This is a genomic window from Marinobacter sp. (assembly GCF_040882185.1).
Taxonomy (GTDB): domain Bacteria; phylum Pseudomonadota; class Gammaproteobacteria; order Pseudomonadales; family Oleiphilaceae; genus Marinobacter.
Window position 1 is genome coordinate 152,219 of sequence record NZ_JBBEBW010000001.1, and the last position, 15,584, is coordinate 167,802.

Sequence of the window (15,584 nt, forward strand, 5' to 3'; positions counted from 1 at the left end):
GACCTGATCATCCAGATTGAAAATGGTCGGGGTAGAGAGATTCGAACTCCCGACATCCTGCTCCCAAAGCAGGCGCGCTACCAGACTGCGCTATACCCCGATCGACCTGAACAACAGATACCTCAGCAAAGTTGGCGCGAATGATACCGGCGGGAATGCGACCCGTCAATAACGTTTTCAGGAAAAACTGAACATCCGACCTACATTACCCACCAACCCGATGCCACAACGTTGGCGAAGCGCGCGAAGCATGCGACAATGCGCTCCTTCATGCAAGTCCTGCGTTCGCCAGGACAACCCTAACCGCACAAGATTATACCATGACTGCCAAATTGATTAACGGAAAAGAAATCGCCGCAACCATACGACAGCAAGTGGCTGCAAGTGTTGAGTCACGGGTACAACAAGGATTGCGCAGACCAGGTTTGGCTGTCGTTCTCGTGGGAGAGGATGCAGCCTCCCGGGTCTATGTTGGAAACAAACGCAAAGCATGCGACGAGGCGGACATTCTATCGCTCTCGTATGACCTATCCGCAGACACCTCACAAGAGGCACTCGGGGCGTTGATCGACGAGCTCAACGAGAACCCGACCATCGACGGGATATTGGTCCAACTGCCCTTACCCGCCCACCTGGACCCCGACCCGATTCTTTTAAAGATTCGGCCAGACAAGGATGTGGACGGTTTTCATCCTTTTAACATCGGCCGGCTGATGCAGCGCCGCCCGGCACTTCGGCCGTGCACTCCAGCGGGCATTATCACGTTACTTGACAGTATCAATACTCCGTACAAAGGCCAGCATGCGGTGATAGTGGGCGCTTCGAACATAGTGGGGCGCCCTATGTCGATGGAACTCTTGTTGAAAGGCGCGACAATAACGGTTACCCATCGATTCACCGACGATTTGGCTCGCTTTGTGGGGGATGCCGATATTCTTATCGCGGCCGTAGGCAAACCCGGACTGATCAAAGGTGAGTGGGTCAAGCCTGGCGCCACGGTAATTGATGTCGGTATCAATCGCATGGCGGACGGCAAGCTCAAAGGCGATGTGGAGTTCGAGCCAGCCGCTGCACGCGCCGCTTATATTACACCTGTCCCCGGCGGCGTTGGGCCTATGACGATTGCCACGCTTCTGCAAAACACGCTTTACGCCGCCAACGAACTGCACGAGAACTAAAAAGCGACTGATTAACGCCTGAATCGCTCACCCAAACGGGTATCGAAGACCCATAAAAACGAACCCCTGAGAGTCAGATTGCTGTCCAACTTTCAGGGTGAGGGAGCCTCTGATTAACTCCTGGATCGCCTCTGGCTTTCAGAGGCTCCCTAGTTCAAAAGCGGGGCTATTCTACCTGACTCAGACTTACTGCCCGAACTTGGCTTTTGCCCTCAACCGGTAAGCATGCAGCAATGGCTCGGTGTAGCCGTTCGGCTGTTCCCGGCCCTTTAACACCAGATCACAGGCCGCCTGGAATGCAACGCTGTCATCGAATTTTGGCGCCATAGGACGATAGGAAGGATCACTGGCGTTCTGACGATCCACTACGGCCGCCATACGCTTCATGGTTTCCATAACCTGCTCGCTGGAACAAACCCCGTGGTGCATCCAGTTGCAGATGTGCTGGGATGCTATACGCAGCGTTGCACGATCTTCCATCAGGCCCACATCATTGATATCAGGCACTTTTGAGCAACCTACGCCCTGATCGATCCAACGTACGACATAGCCAAGGATACCTTGAGCATTGTTATCTAGCTCTTTCTGCACGTCTTCCTTGCTTAGTGAGGACCAATCAGCCATCAGAGGCACGGTGAGAATGTCCTCTACCCGGGCTGGTTCGCGCTTTGCGAGCTCAGACTGGACCTCTGCAACATTGACCTGATGGTAATGCAGCGCATGTAACGTGGCGGCGGTAGGGGAAGGCACCCAGGCAGTATTGGCACCAGCCTTCGGGTGGCCAATCTTGGCTTTCATCATGTCCGCCATCATGTCCGGCATCGCCCACATGCCCTTACCGATCTGGGCTTTACCCTTGAGACCTGTCGCCAAACCAACATCGACGTTGGAGTTCTCGTAGGCACCGATCCAAGTAGCTTGTTTCATTGTACCCTTGGGTACAACCGGGCCCGCCTCCATAGACGTATGAATCTCATCGCCGGTGCGATCCAGGAAGCCGGTATTGATAAACGCAACCCGGTCCTTCGCCGCTTCGATGCATGCCTTCAGGTTGATACTGGTACGGCGCTCCTCATCCATGATGCCAACTTTCAGGGTAAAGCGCGGCAAACCAAGAGCATCCTCAACACGTCCGAAAAACTCGTTGGTAAACGCCACTTCTTCGGGACCGTGCATTTTTGGCTTAACAATGTACATGCTGCCCGTTTTGCTGTTATGCAACGGACCGTTACCCTTAAGGTCATGGATGGCCATCAATGACGTCATCAGACCATCCATCAACCCCTCAGGTATCTCATTGCCGTCCTTATCGAGGATGGCGTTGATCGTCATCAGGTGCCCAACGTTTCGAATAAACATCAGGCTGCGGCCTGGCAGAGTTAGCTCACTGCCGTCAGGCGTATTGTAGTTTCTGTCCGCATTCATTTTCCGGGTGACCTGCTCGCCACCTTTTTCAAACCGCTCCACCAGGTCCCCTTTCATCAGCCCTAGCCAGTTGCGATAAACCACGGTCTTGTCATCGGCATCGACCGCTGCAATGGAGTCTTCGCAGTCCATGATGGTCGTGAGCGCGGATTCAACAAGCACGTCTTTGACGTGAGCTCCGTCGGTCTTACCGATCGGATGGGAAGCGTCGATCTGAATTTCAAAATGCATGCCGTTTTTGACCAGCAGTATGCCGGTCGGTTCGGCGGAAGCACCAGTAAAGCCAACCAAGGCAGACTCATCCTCCAGGCCGGTTACATCACCGTTTTGCAATTTCACAACCAGCTTGCCGCCTTCGACGCTGTATTTGACAGAGTCTTTGTGACTGCCGGTAGCCAGGGGAGCCGATGAATCCAATTGGTTACGGGCGTATTCAATAACCTTCGCGCCGCGTACCGGATTGTAACCGCGCCCCTTCTCGGCCCCGTCCTCTTCGGACAATACATCGGTGCCATAAAGCGCGTCATACAGGCTACCCCATCGCGCATTGACCGCGTTCAACGCGAAGCGTGCGTTCATCACCGGGACCACCAACTGCGGACCAGCCAAGCTGGCGATTTCAGGGTCAACGTTGACGGTTGAAACACTGAAGTCTGAAGGTTCATCAACCAGATAACCGATTTGCATCAGGAACGACTTGTACTCGTCCATATTGATCGGCTGACCCTTGCGCTCGGTATACCAGCTGTCGATCCTGGCCTGGAGCTCGTCACGCTTGGCCAACAGAGCCTTATTTTTCGGTGCCAGATCATGGATGATGGTGTCGCATTGCGACCAGAAGTCCGCTGCATCAATGCCCGTACCAGGAATAGCTTCGTTGTTGACGAAATCGTACAGGACCTTTGCGACCTGAAGGCCGCCGACTTGAACGCGTTCTGTCATCGTTGTTTGCCTCGTATTGTATCGATTTTCCGCCTTAAACCGGCAGATAGTGTTGTATTGGGGTGCAACAGTTTACGTCAAATTATCTTGGGATTCATTCTAACCCCTCCGCCAGCTGGTCCCTGCCCGCGAGTCGTCCAGAATAACGCCTTTAGCAGCTAAATCATCCCGGATCCGGTCCGCCCCGGCGAAGTCGCGGTCTTTTCGGGCTTGCTTTCTTGCCTCGATCAAGCCCTCGATCTCTTCAGTTGACAGGCTTCCACTGATACCTGCCTGAAAGAAAGCCTCTGGGTCTTGCTGGAGCAGCCCCAGAATTTTCCCCAATCTGACCAGTACAGCGGCGCTTGCCCTGCCGTCGTCATCCCTGCCCTCGCGGCGGTGCAGGTTGATGTCTGAGGCCACGGCATGCAATACGGTGATCGCTTCCGGCGTATTGAAGTCATCGTCCATGGCGGCGTGAAAAAGTCTGTCATGATCCCCTTCCGGCGCATCCTTCACGGGCACCAGACCCCTGAGCGCCTGATACAGGCGAGTCAGTGTGCGGCTGGCTTCCTCGAGGTTATCTTCAGAATAATCTACCTGGCTGCGGTAATGACTTGACACCAGGAAGTAGCGAACGATTTCCGGTGGGTACTTCTCCAGAATTTCGCGGATAGTGAAAAAATTGCCCAGGGATTTGGACATTTTTTCCTTGTTTACCCTTACAGCACCGGCATGCATCCAGACATTGACGAAGGTCTCCCCTGTGGCCGCCTCGGACTGGGCGATTTCGTTTTCATGGTGAGGAAACAACAGGTCAGGACCACCGCCGTGAATATCGAAGGTGTTACCAAGGCAACCGGTCGACATCGCCGAGCACTCGATATGCCAGCCAGGCCGGCCATCACCCCAGGGCGAAGGCCAGCTCACTTCGCCCTCTTTCGCCGCTTTCCAAAGGGCAAAATCCGCCGGGCTACGTTTGGCTTCGGCAATATCAACCCGTGCACCGGCCAATAGATCTTCCAGTTTTTTCTTGCTGAGCTTGCCATAACCCTTAAAGGCGTTAACCGAGAAATAGACATCACCATTATCGGCTGCATAAGCATAGTCCTTCTGGATCAGTACGCGGATCATCGCGAGAATCTCATCGATAAACGACGTAGCTTTGGGCTCCTCGGTGGGCGACAGAATACCCAGCCTCGCCTCATCCTCGTGCATAGCGTCGATCATTCGCTCGGTCAGTGCGGTAAAGGTCTCCCCGTTCTCTTCTGCCCTGCGAAGAATCTTATCGTCGATGTCGGTGATGTTGCGCACGTAATGGACATCATATCCCCGATGACGCAAATAGCGGGTCACCACGTCAAAGGCAACCAGCACGCGGGCGTGTCCCAGATGACAGAAGTCGTATACGGTCATTCCGCACACGTACATGCGAACCTTACCGGCTTCCAGTGGCTTGAACTCTTCCTTGCGTTGACTGAGGGTATTGTAGATTCGAATCACGTTAGTTCGCCTGGCTCGCAATCAGGAATTGGCTTTCGCCCAGGAATCCCTGAGCGTGACGGTACGGTTGAACACGGGTCGACCAGAGCTTGAGGCCTGCTCATCAAAGAAGAAATAACCCTCCCGCTCGAACTGGTAAGGCAGCGCTTGTCCCGGGTTCGCAAGGCTCTTCTCCGCCCTGGCGTTCTTGAGACGCATCAGGGAGTCCGGATTCAGGTGATCAACGAAATCGCCGTCCTTATCACTGTCGGGCGATTCATGATTGAACAGACGATCGTACTGGTTAATATCCACTGCGACGTTGTCAGTGGCTGATACCCAGTGGATCACGCCGTTGGGCTTGTAACCCTCTGGGTTAACGCCGAGAGTGGCGGCATCGTATTCACAGCGTAACTCGACAATTTCGCCAGAGTCGTTCCGCACCACTTCCTTACAGGTCATCACGTATCCGCCCCGGAGCCGAACAGCCTGGCCAGGCGCCAACCGCTTCCACTTGCGTGGCGGTTCCTCCGAGAAATCCTCCCGGTCAATAAACAGCGTCTGCGTCCAGGGTACGTCCCGCGTCCCCATATCCGGATTCTGGGGGTGAACCGGCAGGCTCAGGGTTTCTGTCTGGCCTTCCGGGTAATTCGTCAAGGTTACCTTCAATGGCCGCATGACACACATAGCACGGGGCGCCCGGGTGTTAAGGTCTTCACGGATGGCATGTTCCAGCATACCCATATCCACCGTGCCGCCCGCCTTATTGACACCCACCATGTCACAGAATGTACGAATCGATTCCGGGGTGTAGCCACGTCGGCGCATGCCGGAGATCGTCGGCATTCTCGGGTCATCCCAGCTATCGCAGTGGCCTTCGTCGACCAGGCGCTTGAGTTTGCGCTTGCTGGTGATGGTGTAGTTCAGATTCAACCGGGCAAACTCAATCTGCCGCGGCTGACAGGGGCCGGAAATGTTTTCCAGAACCCAATCGTAGAGCGGCCGATGGTCTTCGAATTCCAGCGTACACAGGGAGTGCGTCACCGACTCCAGGGCGTCGGAAATCGGATGGGTGAAGTCGTACATCGGATAAATGCACCACTTGTCGCCAGTCTGGTGGTGATCGGCGTAGCGAATCCGGTAAAGAATGGGATCACGCAGGTTGATGTTGGGAGAGGCCATGTCGATTTTGGCTCGCAACACCAGTTCACCGTTGCCGTATTTTCCATCCCGCATGGCCGCGAACAGCTCCAGATTTTCATCGACAGGCCTGTCTCGGAATGGGCTGTTACGGCCAGGCTCTTTAAGGGTGCCTCGATAGTCCGCCATCTGGTCTGCGGTGAGACCGCACACATAGGCTTTACCTTTGCGGATGAGTTCTACCGCAAAATCGTAGATCGCATCAAAGTAGTCCGAAGCATAGCGCACCTCATTGGCCCATTGATAACCCAGCCATGTGACATCCTGTTTGATAGCATCGATGTATTCCTGGGATTCCTTTTCCGGATTGGTATCGTCGAAACGGAGATTACACTCACCACCAAACGCTTCCGCGATGCCAAAGTTAAGGCAGATCGACTTTGCATGGCCAATATGGAGGTAGCCGTTGGGCTCGGGCGGAAACCGGGTTACCACCTTGCCAGTGTGCTTGCCTTCGCGAATAGCCTCTTCAATGAGGCTAAGAATAAAATTATGGGCTTTCTTGGACTCGGCGCTCATAAGGTCTCGACTGATGGGATGAACTTAAGCGCGGTATTATACGCATAATTGGTAGCCTAACTCATGCATGGCAACAAACTCTCCCGTACAATAAAACCTCATTATGATTTCCATTTAACCTGAACAGGACACCAGAATGATCTTGCTGAAGACCACCCATGGCGATATCACTATTGAACTGGATTACGAGAAAGCCCCTGAGAGTGCCAAAAACTTTGAGCAGTATGTTCGTGACGGTTTCTACGATGGCCTGATTTTTCACCGTGTCATCAGCAACTTCATGGTTCAGGGTGGCGGGTTTGAGCCCGACATGGTACCTCGCAAAACCCGCGCACCCATCAAGAACGAAGCCAATAATGGCCTGAGCAACATGGCTGGCACCGTGGCTATGGCTCGCACCATGGATCCGCATTCCGCGACTGCACAGTTTTTCATCAACGTCGAGAACAACGGCTTTCTGGATCATACCGCTGAGAATACGGAAGGCTGGGGCTACTGTGTATTTGGAAAAGTGGTCGACGGCATGGATACGGTTAACGCGATACGGGCGGTCAGAACCGGTCTCAATAATGGCCATCAGGATGTTCCCGGCCAGGATGTCGTTATCCAGAAAGCGGAAGTCCTCGGGGATGGAGGCGCGGCTTGACGGCGCTGTTTATATCAGACCTGCATCTGGAAGAATCTCGCCCTGATATCACGGCAGCCTTTCTGAGGTTCATCGATCACAATGCCGTGCACGCGGACACTCTCTATATTCTGGGAGACTTCTTCGAAGCCTGGATTGGCGACGATGAACGCACGCCCTTGCAAGAGCAGGTGGCAGCCGCGCTCAAAACCTTAAGTGACACCGGTACGAGCATTTATCTAATGCACGGTAATCGGGATTTTCTGATCGGTGAAGATTTCTGCCAACGCGCCGGAGCAACACTGTTGGACGATCCCGTGGTCGTGGATCTCGACGGTACACCGACCTTGCTGATGCACGGAGACAGCCTGTGTACAGCCGATGTGGAATATCAGAAGTTTCGGGTCAGCATGCGTAATGTACAGTGGCAGAAAACGTTCCTCGCCAGACCCCTGGCTGATCGCCAACTGGTTGCTCGTCAGCTCCGGGACATCAGTATGGCCAGAAACAAAGGCAAGGAAGAGTTCATCATGGATGTGACCTGGGAAGAAGTGGTGAAAGCCATGGAATCCCATGGTGTGGAGCGCCTGATTCACGGCCACACCCACAGGCCAGCGGAACACGAACTCAAGGCCAATGGCCTGCCTGCGAGGCGCATTGTACTGGGTGATTGGGCGGAGAGCGTATGGTGGCTGGAAGTAGCCAATGGCCAGCCGCCGGAACTGAAAAAAGAGCCGCTTTAGGCTCTTTCTTTATACAGGCTCCCGATACGTTTCCAGACGCTTTAGCCAGCCTTTCAACCATCGTTCCCGTTCAATCGGATTTTGTGCGTTCTCGGCTCTGCGGGTCAACACCCTTCCAGCCGCGCCCCGAAATTGCGCCAAGGCTTCGCCGGAGGGCATATCGCCCATTTCCTGTAACACCTGAAGCAACCCCCAGCCCTGCCCTTTATAGGTTTCACTGGACGCCAGCCCTTCACCTTTGAAATTGACGTAGTCAATCAGCGCGTATGTGCCGCCCGGAGTCTCATTCAACTCTGAGAGTCTTTTTGCAATGGCACCTTTTTGCTCCTCGGCTGCCGCTTCAATGACCGTAAGCATGGACGCCTTGGCACGAGCGAAAATAAACTCCGCCTGCAACCCCCGGGTTTGCCATAGAAATTCCTGCAGTGAGTCGACACGCTCACTACCTTTTTGAGTCAGAAACGTCTCACGATCTGGCCAGGGAGCAACCATGGGGTCCAGCTCTTCCAACCACTTCGGCAGCTCCACCGACTTTGATCGCATGAACGCCATCAAAGCTGGAAAACTTTCAACGAAAGGCCCATCTACCGACTTGGGATACCAGATAAAGTGTCCTATACCCAGCGAGGGGAAGGCTTCTCCGACATTCCAGTGCACCAGACAGGTTACCTTCCCAGCGCATTCATTCTGGAAAACCTGCTCGCCCACCCACTCAAGCTCAGTACTGCTGAGTGACAGTTCTGCCTGACCGTCCTGCTCATTGCACCCTGTCAGGACCAGGACCAGCACGAGAAAGATGAGCCTCCACCATTTTTTGACGAGCACCTTCTAATGACTCCGGCTTATTGCTCACTGTTTGGGGCGAACGATATTAATCCGCCCCTGGATTTTCCAAAACTCGCACTATTCAACGGCATCCTCAAATAAAAAACCCCGATGTCAGCGACTTCGGGGTTTCGGACAGCCTACGATCAGCACCGATTATTTCTCGACAAATGCCCGCTCAATCACGTAGTGGCCCAGATCACCATGTCTTGCCTCCTTGAAACCCTGACGGTCCAGAATGGCACAGGTGTCTTTCAGCATGGCAGGGCTGCCACATACCATGAACCGGTCATTCTCGAGATTAAACTCCGGCCGACCCAGGTCCGACATCAACTTGCCACTTTCCATAAGATCCGTAAGACGTCCCTGGTTTCGGAAATCTTCACGAGTAACGGTCGGATAGTAGAGCAGTTTTCCTTGAACCATGTCGCCAAAAAACTCGTTGTTCGGCAGATCGTCAATATCCTGCTGGTAAGCAAGTTCTGACTTGTAGCGCACGCCGTGAGTCAGGATGACCTTATCATAACGCTCGTAGACTTCCGGGTCCTTGATGATGCTCATAAACGGTGCCAAACCGGTGCCGGTGCTGATCAGATAAAGATTACGACCCGGGACGAGGTGGTCCACGATAAGCGTACCGGTGGGCTTGCGACTCACCAGGATTTCATCCCCTACTTCGATTTTCTGCAGCTTGGAAGTCAGCGGACCGTCAGGCACCTTGATCGAGAAGAACTCAAGTTCTTCTTCATAGTTAGCGCTGGCAATGCTGTAGGCGCGCATCAGGGGTTTGCCCTCTGTTTCCAGACCAATCATGGTGAAGTGACCATTTTTGAAGCGGAAGCCCGGATCGCGACTGGTGGTAAAACTGAACAATGTATCGTTCCAATGGCGTACGCTTGTCACACGCTCTCGATTCATGTTGCTCATGGTCGGGTGGTCTCCAAAGCGCTTACACGCAATATAATGGTTAAAAGTTGAACGTAGTGTACCGCAGCAGTAACCTATCGACAAAATGGGATATTCTCATAACCTTATTCGGTTTTATCGATAATGAAATATTCGTTCCGACAACTCGAAGTTTTCCTTGCTGCTGCCCATAGCCAGAACATTACCCGGGCGGCTGAAACCCTTGCCATGTCGCAGTCCGCCGCCAGCAGCGCACTGAAAGAACTGGAGGCTCAGTTCGATATCCAACTGTTCGATCGGGTCGGCAAGCGTCTGCAACTGAACGAACTTGGCCGGCTTTACCGCCCCCAGGTCGAAGCTTTACTGGCTCAATCTCAGGAATTGGAGCACGCCCTGAGCCAGCATACCGAAGTCGGTGCTCTCAAAGTCGGCGCTACCCTGACCATTGGCAACTACCTGGCGGTCGGCGTCATGGCGGAGTACATGCAAACCCAAACCCATGCCAAAGTTTCCCTGGAAGTTGCCAATACCCGCACCATTGCCCAGCGGGTCAGCGACTTTGAACTGGATATCGGTCTTATCGAAGGCGAGCTGCAATCTTCCGAGCTTGAAGTGATTTCCTGGCGTAGCGACGAATTGGTGGTGTTCTGCAGTCCCGACCACCCCCTGGCCGATAATCCTGCACTTGAGGATGATGAGCTTCGTGCGGCAACATGGATCATGCGGGAACAGGGCTCGGGTACCCGGCAAACCTTCGAGCGCGGTATGCACGGCCTTTTGCCAGACCTCAACATTCTGTTGGAGCTGGAGCACACAGAGGCTATCAAACGCGCCGTGGAGGCAGGTCTCGGCATTGGCTGTCTGTCAAAGGTCTGCCTGGCCGACGCCTTCAAACGCGGCAGCCTGGTACCAATCGGCGTGCCGAGCCACCGCAACTTTGATCGTCAGTTCTACTTTATTCTGCATAAACAGAAATACCGCAGTGCCGGTATTGACCGCTGGATGCAGCTTTGTCGCAAACTTTAGGAGAACGGCGGGAACATAAAACTGCTGCCAAAGCCGGAGAGAGGCGGGCCGAGCACCTTTATCAGAACCGTCTGCAGCCATGGATGGCTGCAGTCGAGCCCTACAGGGAAGTATTCACGGGCGTGTTCTGAAAAAGGTGCTCGGCCGGCCTCTAGCGCACAGATCAGATGCCCCGAACAGTACTCTGCAAAAAGTTACTCCAGCGGGCCACTATGAAACCGAAAAATCGTATCAGGCTCTTCAATCAAGCCGCGTTCCCGGTCCAGAAACACCGCAACTCGCTCATCGATAGGCTCACCAGCGGCATCTTCCGCCAGCTTGAGATAGTCCTGATAATGCCGGGCTTCGGATTTCAGTAAACTCCGATAGAAATCCGCCAGTGTATCGTCCAGGTGCGGGGCCAACGCGGCAAAACGCTCGCAGGAACGGGCTTCAATAATTGCCCCGACAATCAATACATCCACTAATTTTCCAGGGTCCTCTGGCCTGACAGGCTCCCGCAGGCCCGCCGCGTACCGCGCGGGGGTCAGGTGACCGTAGGTCACACCCCGCTTCTTCATGATCGCCAGTACCTGCTCGAAATGTCGTAACTCCTCTCGCGCCAGGCGTGACATCTTATTGAGCAAGACGGGGTTATCGACATAGCGATACATCAGGCTCAACGCAGTGGAAGCCGCCTTTTTCTCGCAATGAGCATGGTCAATCAGCATGACATCCTGAGCCGCCAACGCATTTTCAATCCAGCGGCCTGGAGTTTGGCAAGGCAGAAAATCATGGATCTCACAGAGTGCATCACGCATATGGATAATACCGTCGCCTGTTCGGAAAAGCGCATTATACACAAGCTGATGCGAGGCTCGGCCTATTGGCCAGCTTAACTTTAAGCAGGCTTTCCTATAGAATGCAGCGCCAATTCGCGGCCTTTTCCGCCAATAAAACGCCCGCCAGCCCAGTGGCCCGCGCGGGACATCCCAACTGATGAGGGTCCATATCGTGTTAGAAGCCTATCGTGAACACGTTGCAGAGCGTGAAGCCCAGGGGATACCCCCAAAGCCATTAAACGCCGAGCAAACCGCTGCGCTGGTTGAACTGCTGAAAAACCCGCCTGCGGGCGAGGAAGATACTCTGGTTTATCTGCTCGAAAACCGGATTCCGCCGGGTGTGGACGAAGCTGCTTATGTAAAAGCTGCCTTCCTGTCCGCGCTCGCCAAAAGCGAAACCAGTTGTGCACTGATCGACAAGGAAACCGCCGTCAAATGGCTGGGCATGATGCAGGGCGGCTACAACATCGCCGCACTGGTTGAATTACTCGATGACAGTGAACTGGCCGAATTGGCCGGCGAGCAACTGAAAAAGACTCTGCTGGTATTTGATGCCTTCAATGATGTGAAGGAAAAAATGGATGCTGGCAATACCGTGGCCAAAGGCGTGATGGAGTCCTGGGCCAATGCCGAGTGGTTCACCAAACGCAATAAAGTGCCTGAAAGCACCAAAATGATTGTGTTCAAAGTCACCGGTGAAACCAACACTGACGACCTGTCGCCTGCGCCGGACGCATGGTCACGTCCCGATATCCCGTTGCACGCTCGTGCTGCCTATAAGATGCCACGGGATGGTATGACACCGGACGAGCCCGGTGTCACTGGCCCGATGAACCAGATCGAAGAACTCAAGGCCAAAGGCCTTCCCGTTGCCTTCGTCGGTGATGTCGTCGGTACCGGGTCTTCCCGTAAGTCGGCTACCAATTCGGTGCTGTGGTTCTTCGGTGACGACATGCCGGGCGTTCCCAACAAGCGCACGGGTGGCATCTGTATCGGTAGTAAAGTAGCGCCGATCTTCTTCAACACCATGGAAGATGCCGGTGCACTGGTATTCGAAGCGCCGGTCGACAATATGAACATGGGCGATGTGATTGAAGTTCGCCCTTACGATGGCAAAATCCTGAATGAAGCGGGCGAAACCATCTCTGAATTCAGTTTCAAGTCCGAGGTCATTCTGGACGAAGTCCAGGCTGGCGGCCGTATTCCGTTGATCATTGGCCGTGGTCTGACCAACAAGGCACGTGAAACACTTGGGCTCGGTGCCACCGACCTGTTTCGCCTCCCTAAAGATCCGGAAGCTGGCACCAAAGGCTTTACCTTGGGGCAGAAAATGGTCGGCAAGGCCTGTGGTCTGGAAGAAGGCCAGGGTGTGCGCCCAGGCACCTACTGTGAACCTCTGATGACCACTGTCGGCTCCCAGGATACGACTGGCCCGATGACTCGTGATGAGTTGAAGGATCTGGCGTGCCTCGGCTTCTCCTCGGATCTGGTCATGCAATCTTTCTGTCACACTGCGGCTTACCCCAAGCCGATTGACGTCGAGATGCAGCACACCATGCCAGACTTCATCCAGACCCGTGGCGGTGTTGCCCTGCGTCCGGGTGATGGCATTATCCACTCCTGGCTGAATCGCATGTTGCTGCCCGATACCGTTGGCACCGGCGGCGACTCCCACACCCGTTTCCCGATGGGCATTTCGTTCCCGGCAGGGTCCGGTCTGGTGGCTTTTGCTGCCGCAACCGGCGTTATGCCGCTGGATATGCCGGAATCAGTTCTCGTTCGATTCAAGGGTGACATGCAACCGGGCATCACGCTCCGTGATCTGGTCCATGCCATTCCCCTGTATGGCATCAAGCAGGGCCTGCTGACCGTTGAGAAGAAAGGCAAGATCAACGAGTTCTCCGGTCGCATCCTGGAAATAGAAGGCCTTGAGCATCTGACTGCTGAACAGGCATTCGAATTGTCCGATGCTTCTGCCGAGCGTTCAGCTGCCGGTTGCACCATCAATCTGTCGAAAGAGTCGGTTGCGGAATACCTGCGTTCCAACATCACCATGCTGCGTTGGATGATTGCTGAAGGCTACGGAGATCCACGCACCCTGGAGCGTCGTGCCAGGAACATGGAAGCCTGGCTGGCCGATCCCAAGCTGATGCGTGCCGACAAAGACGCCGAGTATGCCCATGTGATCGAAATCGATCTGGCTGATATCAAAGAGCCGATTGTGTGTTGCCCGAACGATCCAGACGATGCCCGCCTGTTGTCTGAAGTCGCTGGTGACAAGGTTGACGAGGTGTTCATCGGCTCCTGCATGACCAATATCGGCCACTTCCGCGCGGCAGGAAAACTCCTGGCCCAGAATAAAGAGCCACTGAAAACGCGTTTGTGGATGTCACCTCCGACCAAAATGGACGAAGCCCAGTTGATGGAAGAAGGTTACTTCAACATCTACGGCACCGCCGGTGTTCGCACCGAGATGCCAGGCTGCTCGCTGTGCATGGGTAATCAGGCGCGAGTGGCCGCCAAGTCGACGGTACTCTCTACCTCTACCCGTAACTTCCCCAACCGCCTCGGCGATGGTGCGAATGTGTATCTGACCTCTGCAGAACTGGCGGCGGTAGGTGCTGTACTGGGTAAGCTGCCAACACCCGAGGAGTACATGGAGTACGCCAAGGACCTCAACAGCATGTCGAAGGATATCTACAAGTATCTGAGCTTCGACAAAATGGAAAACTACACCAAGCGCGCCGCTGAAGCGAATGTCGCCTGAGTTGTGAGTTGATTCCAGATATGGACCCGCAAGGGTTAATCAAAAACGCCAGCCTGAGAGCTGGCGTTTTTTTATACAATATTGAAGCTACGACCCCAGCAGATTCACTCGCGCAGTGGTTTTACACCCTGGTTAGACAGTTCGGGGAAATCGTCGTGCATGGTCAGCGCTTCGGTGTTTTTACGGTTACCCAGAAACTCGGGCCGCTTGGTGGTCCCCGCAAATGGCTTATCCAGCGTATTGTCGATGCTGTTATAAACGAAAAACAGATTCGAGCGCGGCCACGGAGACATATTCTCATTAGACGCATGTAGTGTGTTGCACTCGAATAGCATTAGAGAGCCCGCGGGGCCCTTTGGTGCTTTTATTCCGCCCCGGTCTGCCATCCAGCCCAGAGCTTTCCGGTCCGGAACTCCCAGGCGCTGGGCTTTCAGGGAGTCTTTCCAGTTCATGTCCGGTGTCTCCCCAACACAGGGCACAAAGACATGGTGAGAGCCGGGAATCAACATCAGCGGCCCGTTGAATTCAGTGTTTTCGGTGAGCATCAAAGACGCACTAACGGCTCGCATTCTTGGCATACCGTCTTCTGCGTGCCAGGTCTCGAAATCAGAGTGCCAGTCAAATCCACTACCCTCGAAACCGAACTTGTCGTTGATTCTCGACTGGTGAATATAAACTTCACTGCCGAGGAGCTGACGCACCATGCCCAGTATTCTGGGGTCACGGGTCAACCGGTCAAAATTCTCGGACAGCTCGTGCATACCGAATACCGATCGAATAGCACCGCTGGAAGGGTCCCGGATGATTTGATCTGACTTCATCATCTCTTCATCTTTGGCCATTTCTTTCAGCTCGTCAAAGAAGGGCTCCATCCGCTCCTGGGAGAAGAAACCCTCAAACCAAAGAAAACCGTCGCGCTCATAGCGGGACAGGGAAACCTCATCAAGCGGTCCTTCCCAGCGACGCTGGTTGCGGGAGTGCACGATAGGGTCCAGTCGAGTGAAAGGATCGAGATGTTTTTTCAGGCGGGTCGGAAATGGATCGTTTCGTTTTGTCATGTCAGATGAACCTTGATTTATCAAATATTAATCAAAAAGTCCGGCCGAGTCGGGGTCTGCTGTCAGGCACTACTCAATAAGGAAATTC

Annotated in this window: 12 protein-coding genes and 1 tRNA gene; 5 read left to right on the forward strand and 8 right to left on the reverse strand. The window is 54.2% G+C overall.

The window, feature by feature from the left end:
• Positions 1-23: 23 nt before the first annotated feature.
• Positions 24-100: transfer RNA gene (locus WEB64_RS00750), tRNA-Pro, on the reverse strand.
• A 220-nt stretch (positions 101-320) separates the two neighbouring features.
• Here WEB64_RS00750 and folD point away from each other — a divergent pair.
• On the forward strand, positions 321-1,178 hold the full coding sequence (gene folD / locus WEB64_RS00755; protein WP_368057837.1) for a bifunctional methylenetetrahydrofolate dehydrogenase/methenyltetrahydrofolate cyclohydrolase FolD: 858 nt from the start codon (positions 321-323) through the stop codon (positions 1,176-1,178).
• 186 nt (positions 1,179-1,364) lie between these two features.
• Here the strand turns inward: folD and WEB64_RS00760 are convergent, their stop codons facing one another.
• From WEB64_RS00760 to WEB64_RS00770, 3 genes are all read right to left on the reverse strand, one after another.
• The gene (locus WEB64_RS00760; RefSeq protein ID WP_368057839.1) at positions 1,365-3,545 is read right to left on the reverse strand and encodes a malate synthase G; all 2,181 of its coding nucleotides are present in this window, start codon (positions 3,543-3,545) and stop codon (positions 1,365-1,367) included.
• A gap of 99 nt (positions 3,546-3,644) precedes the next feature.
• Positions 3,645-5,027: a cysteine--tRNA ligase gene (gene cysS / locus WEB64_RS00765; RefSeq protein WP_368057841.1), complete on the reverse strand. Its 1,383-nt coding sequence runs from the start codon at positions 5,025-5,027 to the stop codon at positions 3,645-3,647.
• A 21-nt stretch (positions 5,028-5,048) separates the two neighbouring features.
• Entirely contained in the window at positions 5,049-6,725 is a 1,677-nt protein-coding gene (locus tag WEB64_RS00770; protein WP_368057843.1) for a glutamine--tRNA ligase/YqeY domain fusion protein, read from the reverse strand.
• 136 nt (positions 6,726-6,861) lie between these two features.
• On the opposite strand from WEB64_RS00770, the gene WEB64_RS00775 reads away from it, so the two are divergent.
• Both WEB64_RS00775 and WEB64_RS00780 read left to right on the forward strand, forming a co-directional pair.
• Positions 6,862-7,371: a peptidylprolyl isomerase gene (locus tag WEB64_RS00775; RefSeq protein ID WP_368057845.1), complete on the forward strand. Its 510-nt coding sequence runs from the start codon at positions 6,862-6,864 to the stop codon at positions 7,369-7,371.
• Positions 7,368-8,093, forward strand: coding sequence for a UDP-2,3-diacylglucosamine diphosphatase (locus WEB64_RS00780; protein ID WP_368057847.1), 726 nt, complete (start codon positions 7,368-7,370; stop codon positions 8,091-8,093). The genes WEB64_RS00775 and WEB64_RS00780 overlap by 4 nt, the downstream gene beginning before the upstream one ends.
• A gap of 9 nt (positions 8,094-8,102) precedes the next feature.
• Here WEB64_RS00780 and WEB64_RS00785 read toward each other — a convergent pair whose 3' ends face one another.
• Positions 8,103-8,918 (reverse strand): hypothetical protein, encoded by an 816-nt coding sequence (locus WEB64_RS00785; RefSeq protein ID WP_368057849.1) that lies wholly within the window; start codon positions 8,916-8,918, stop codon positions 8,103-8,105.
• Positions 8,919-9,074: 156 nt separating this feature from the next.
• Positions 9,075-9,845, reverse strand: a complete 771-nt coding sequence (locus tag WEB64_RS00790; RefSeq protein ID WP_368057851.1) for a ferredoxin--NADP reductase — start codon at positions 9,843-9,845, stop codon at positions 9,075-9,077.
• Between the two features lie 123 nt (positions 9,846-9,968).
• Between WEB64_RS00790 and WEB64_RS00795 the strand changes: the two genes are divergently transcribed.
• Entirely contained in the window at positions 9,969-10,850 is an 882-nt protein-coding gene (locus WEB64_RS00795; RefSeq protein ID WP_368057853.1) for a LysR family transcriptional regulator, read from the forward strand.
• A gap of 194 nt (positions 10,851-11,044) precedes the next feature.
• On the opposite strand, the gene WEB64_RS00800 is transcribed toward WEB64_RS00795, so the two are convergent.
• Complete coding sequence (locus WEB64_RS00800) at positions 11,045-11,650, reverse strand: tRNA-(ms[2]io[6]A)-hydroxylase (RefSeq protein WP_368057855.1); 606 nt, start codon at positions 11,648-11,650, stop codon at positions 11,045-11,047.
• 193 nt (positions 11,651-11,843) lie between these two features.
• On the opposite strand from WEB64_RS00800, the gene WEB64_RS00805 reads away from it, so the two are divergent.
• Entirely contained in the window at positions 11,844-14,438 is a 2,595-nt protein-coding gene (locus tag WEB64_RS00805) for a bifunctional aconitate hydratase 2/2-methylisocitrate dehydratase (protein WP_368057873.1), read from the forward strand.
• A gap of 104 nt (positions 14,439-14,542) precedes the next feature.
• Here the strand turns inward: WEB64_RS00805 and thpD are convergent, their stop codons facing one another.
• Positions 14,543-15,496: an ectoine hydroxylase gene (gene thpD / locus WEB64_RS00810; protein WP_368057857.1), complete on the reverse strand. Its 954-nt coding sequence runs from the start codon at positions 15,494-15,496 to the stop codon at positions 14,543-14,545.
• Positions 15,497-15,584: the final 88 nt, after the last annotated feature.

Excerpts from the sequence above, each read along its gene's own strand:
- folD (WP_368057837.1), top strand. The coding sequence starts at position 321 with ATGACTGCCAAATTGATTAACGGAAAAGAAATCGCCGCAACCATACGA.
- WEB64_RS00760 (WP_368057839.1), bottom strand. The coding sequence starts at position 3,545 with ATGACAGAACGCGTTCAAGTCGGCGGCCTTCAGGTCGCAAAGGTCCTG.
- WEB64_RS00770 (WP_368057843.1), bottom strand. The coding sequence starts at position 6,725 with ATGAGCGCCGAGTCCAAGAAAGCCCATAATTTTATTCTTAGCCTCATT.
- WEB64_RS00775 (WP_368057845.1), top strand. The coding sequence starts at position 6,862 with ATGATCTTGCTGAAGACCACCCATGGCGATATCACTATTGAACTGGAT.
- WEB64_RS00790 (WP_368057851.1), bottom strand. The coding sequence starts at position 9,845 with ATGAGCAACATGAATCGAGAGCGTGTGACAAGCGTACGCCATTGGAAC.
- WEB64_RS00795 (WP_368057853.1), top strand. The coding sequence starts at position 9,969 with ATGAAATATTCGTTCCGACAACTCGAAGTTTTCCTTGCTGCTGCCCAT.
- WEB64_RS00800 (WP_368057855.1), bottom strand. The coding sequence starts at position 11,650 with ATGCGTGATGCACTCTGTGAGATCCATGATTTTCTGCCTTGCCAAACT.
- thpD (WP_368057857.1), bottom strand. The coding sequence starts at position 15,496 with ATGACAAAACGAAACGATCCATTTCCGACCCGCCTGAAAAAACATCTC.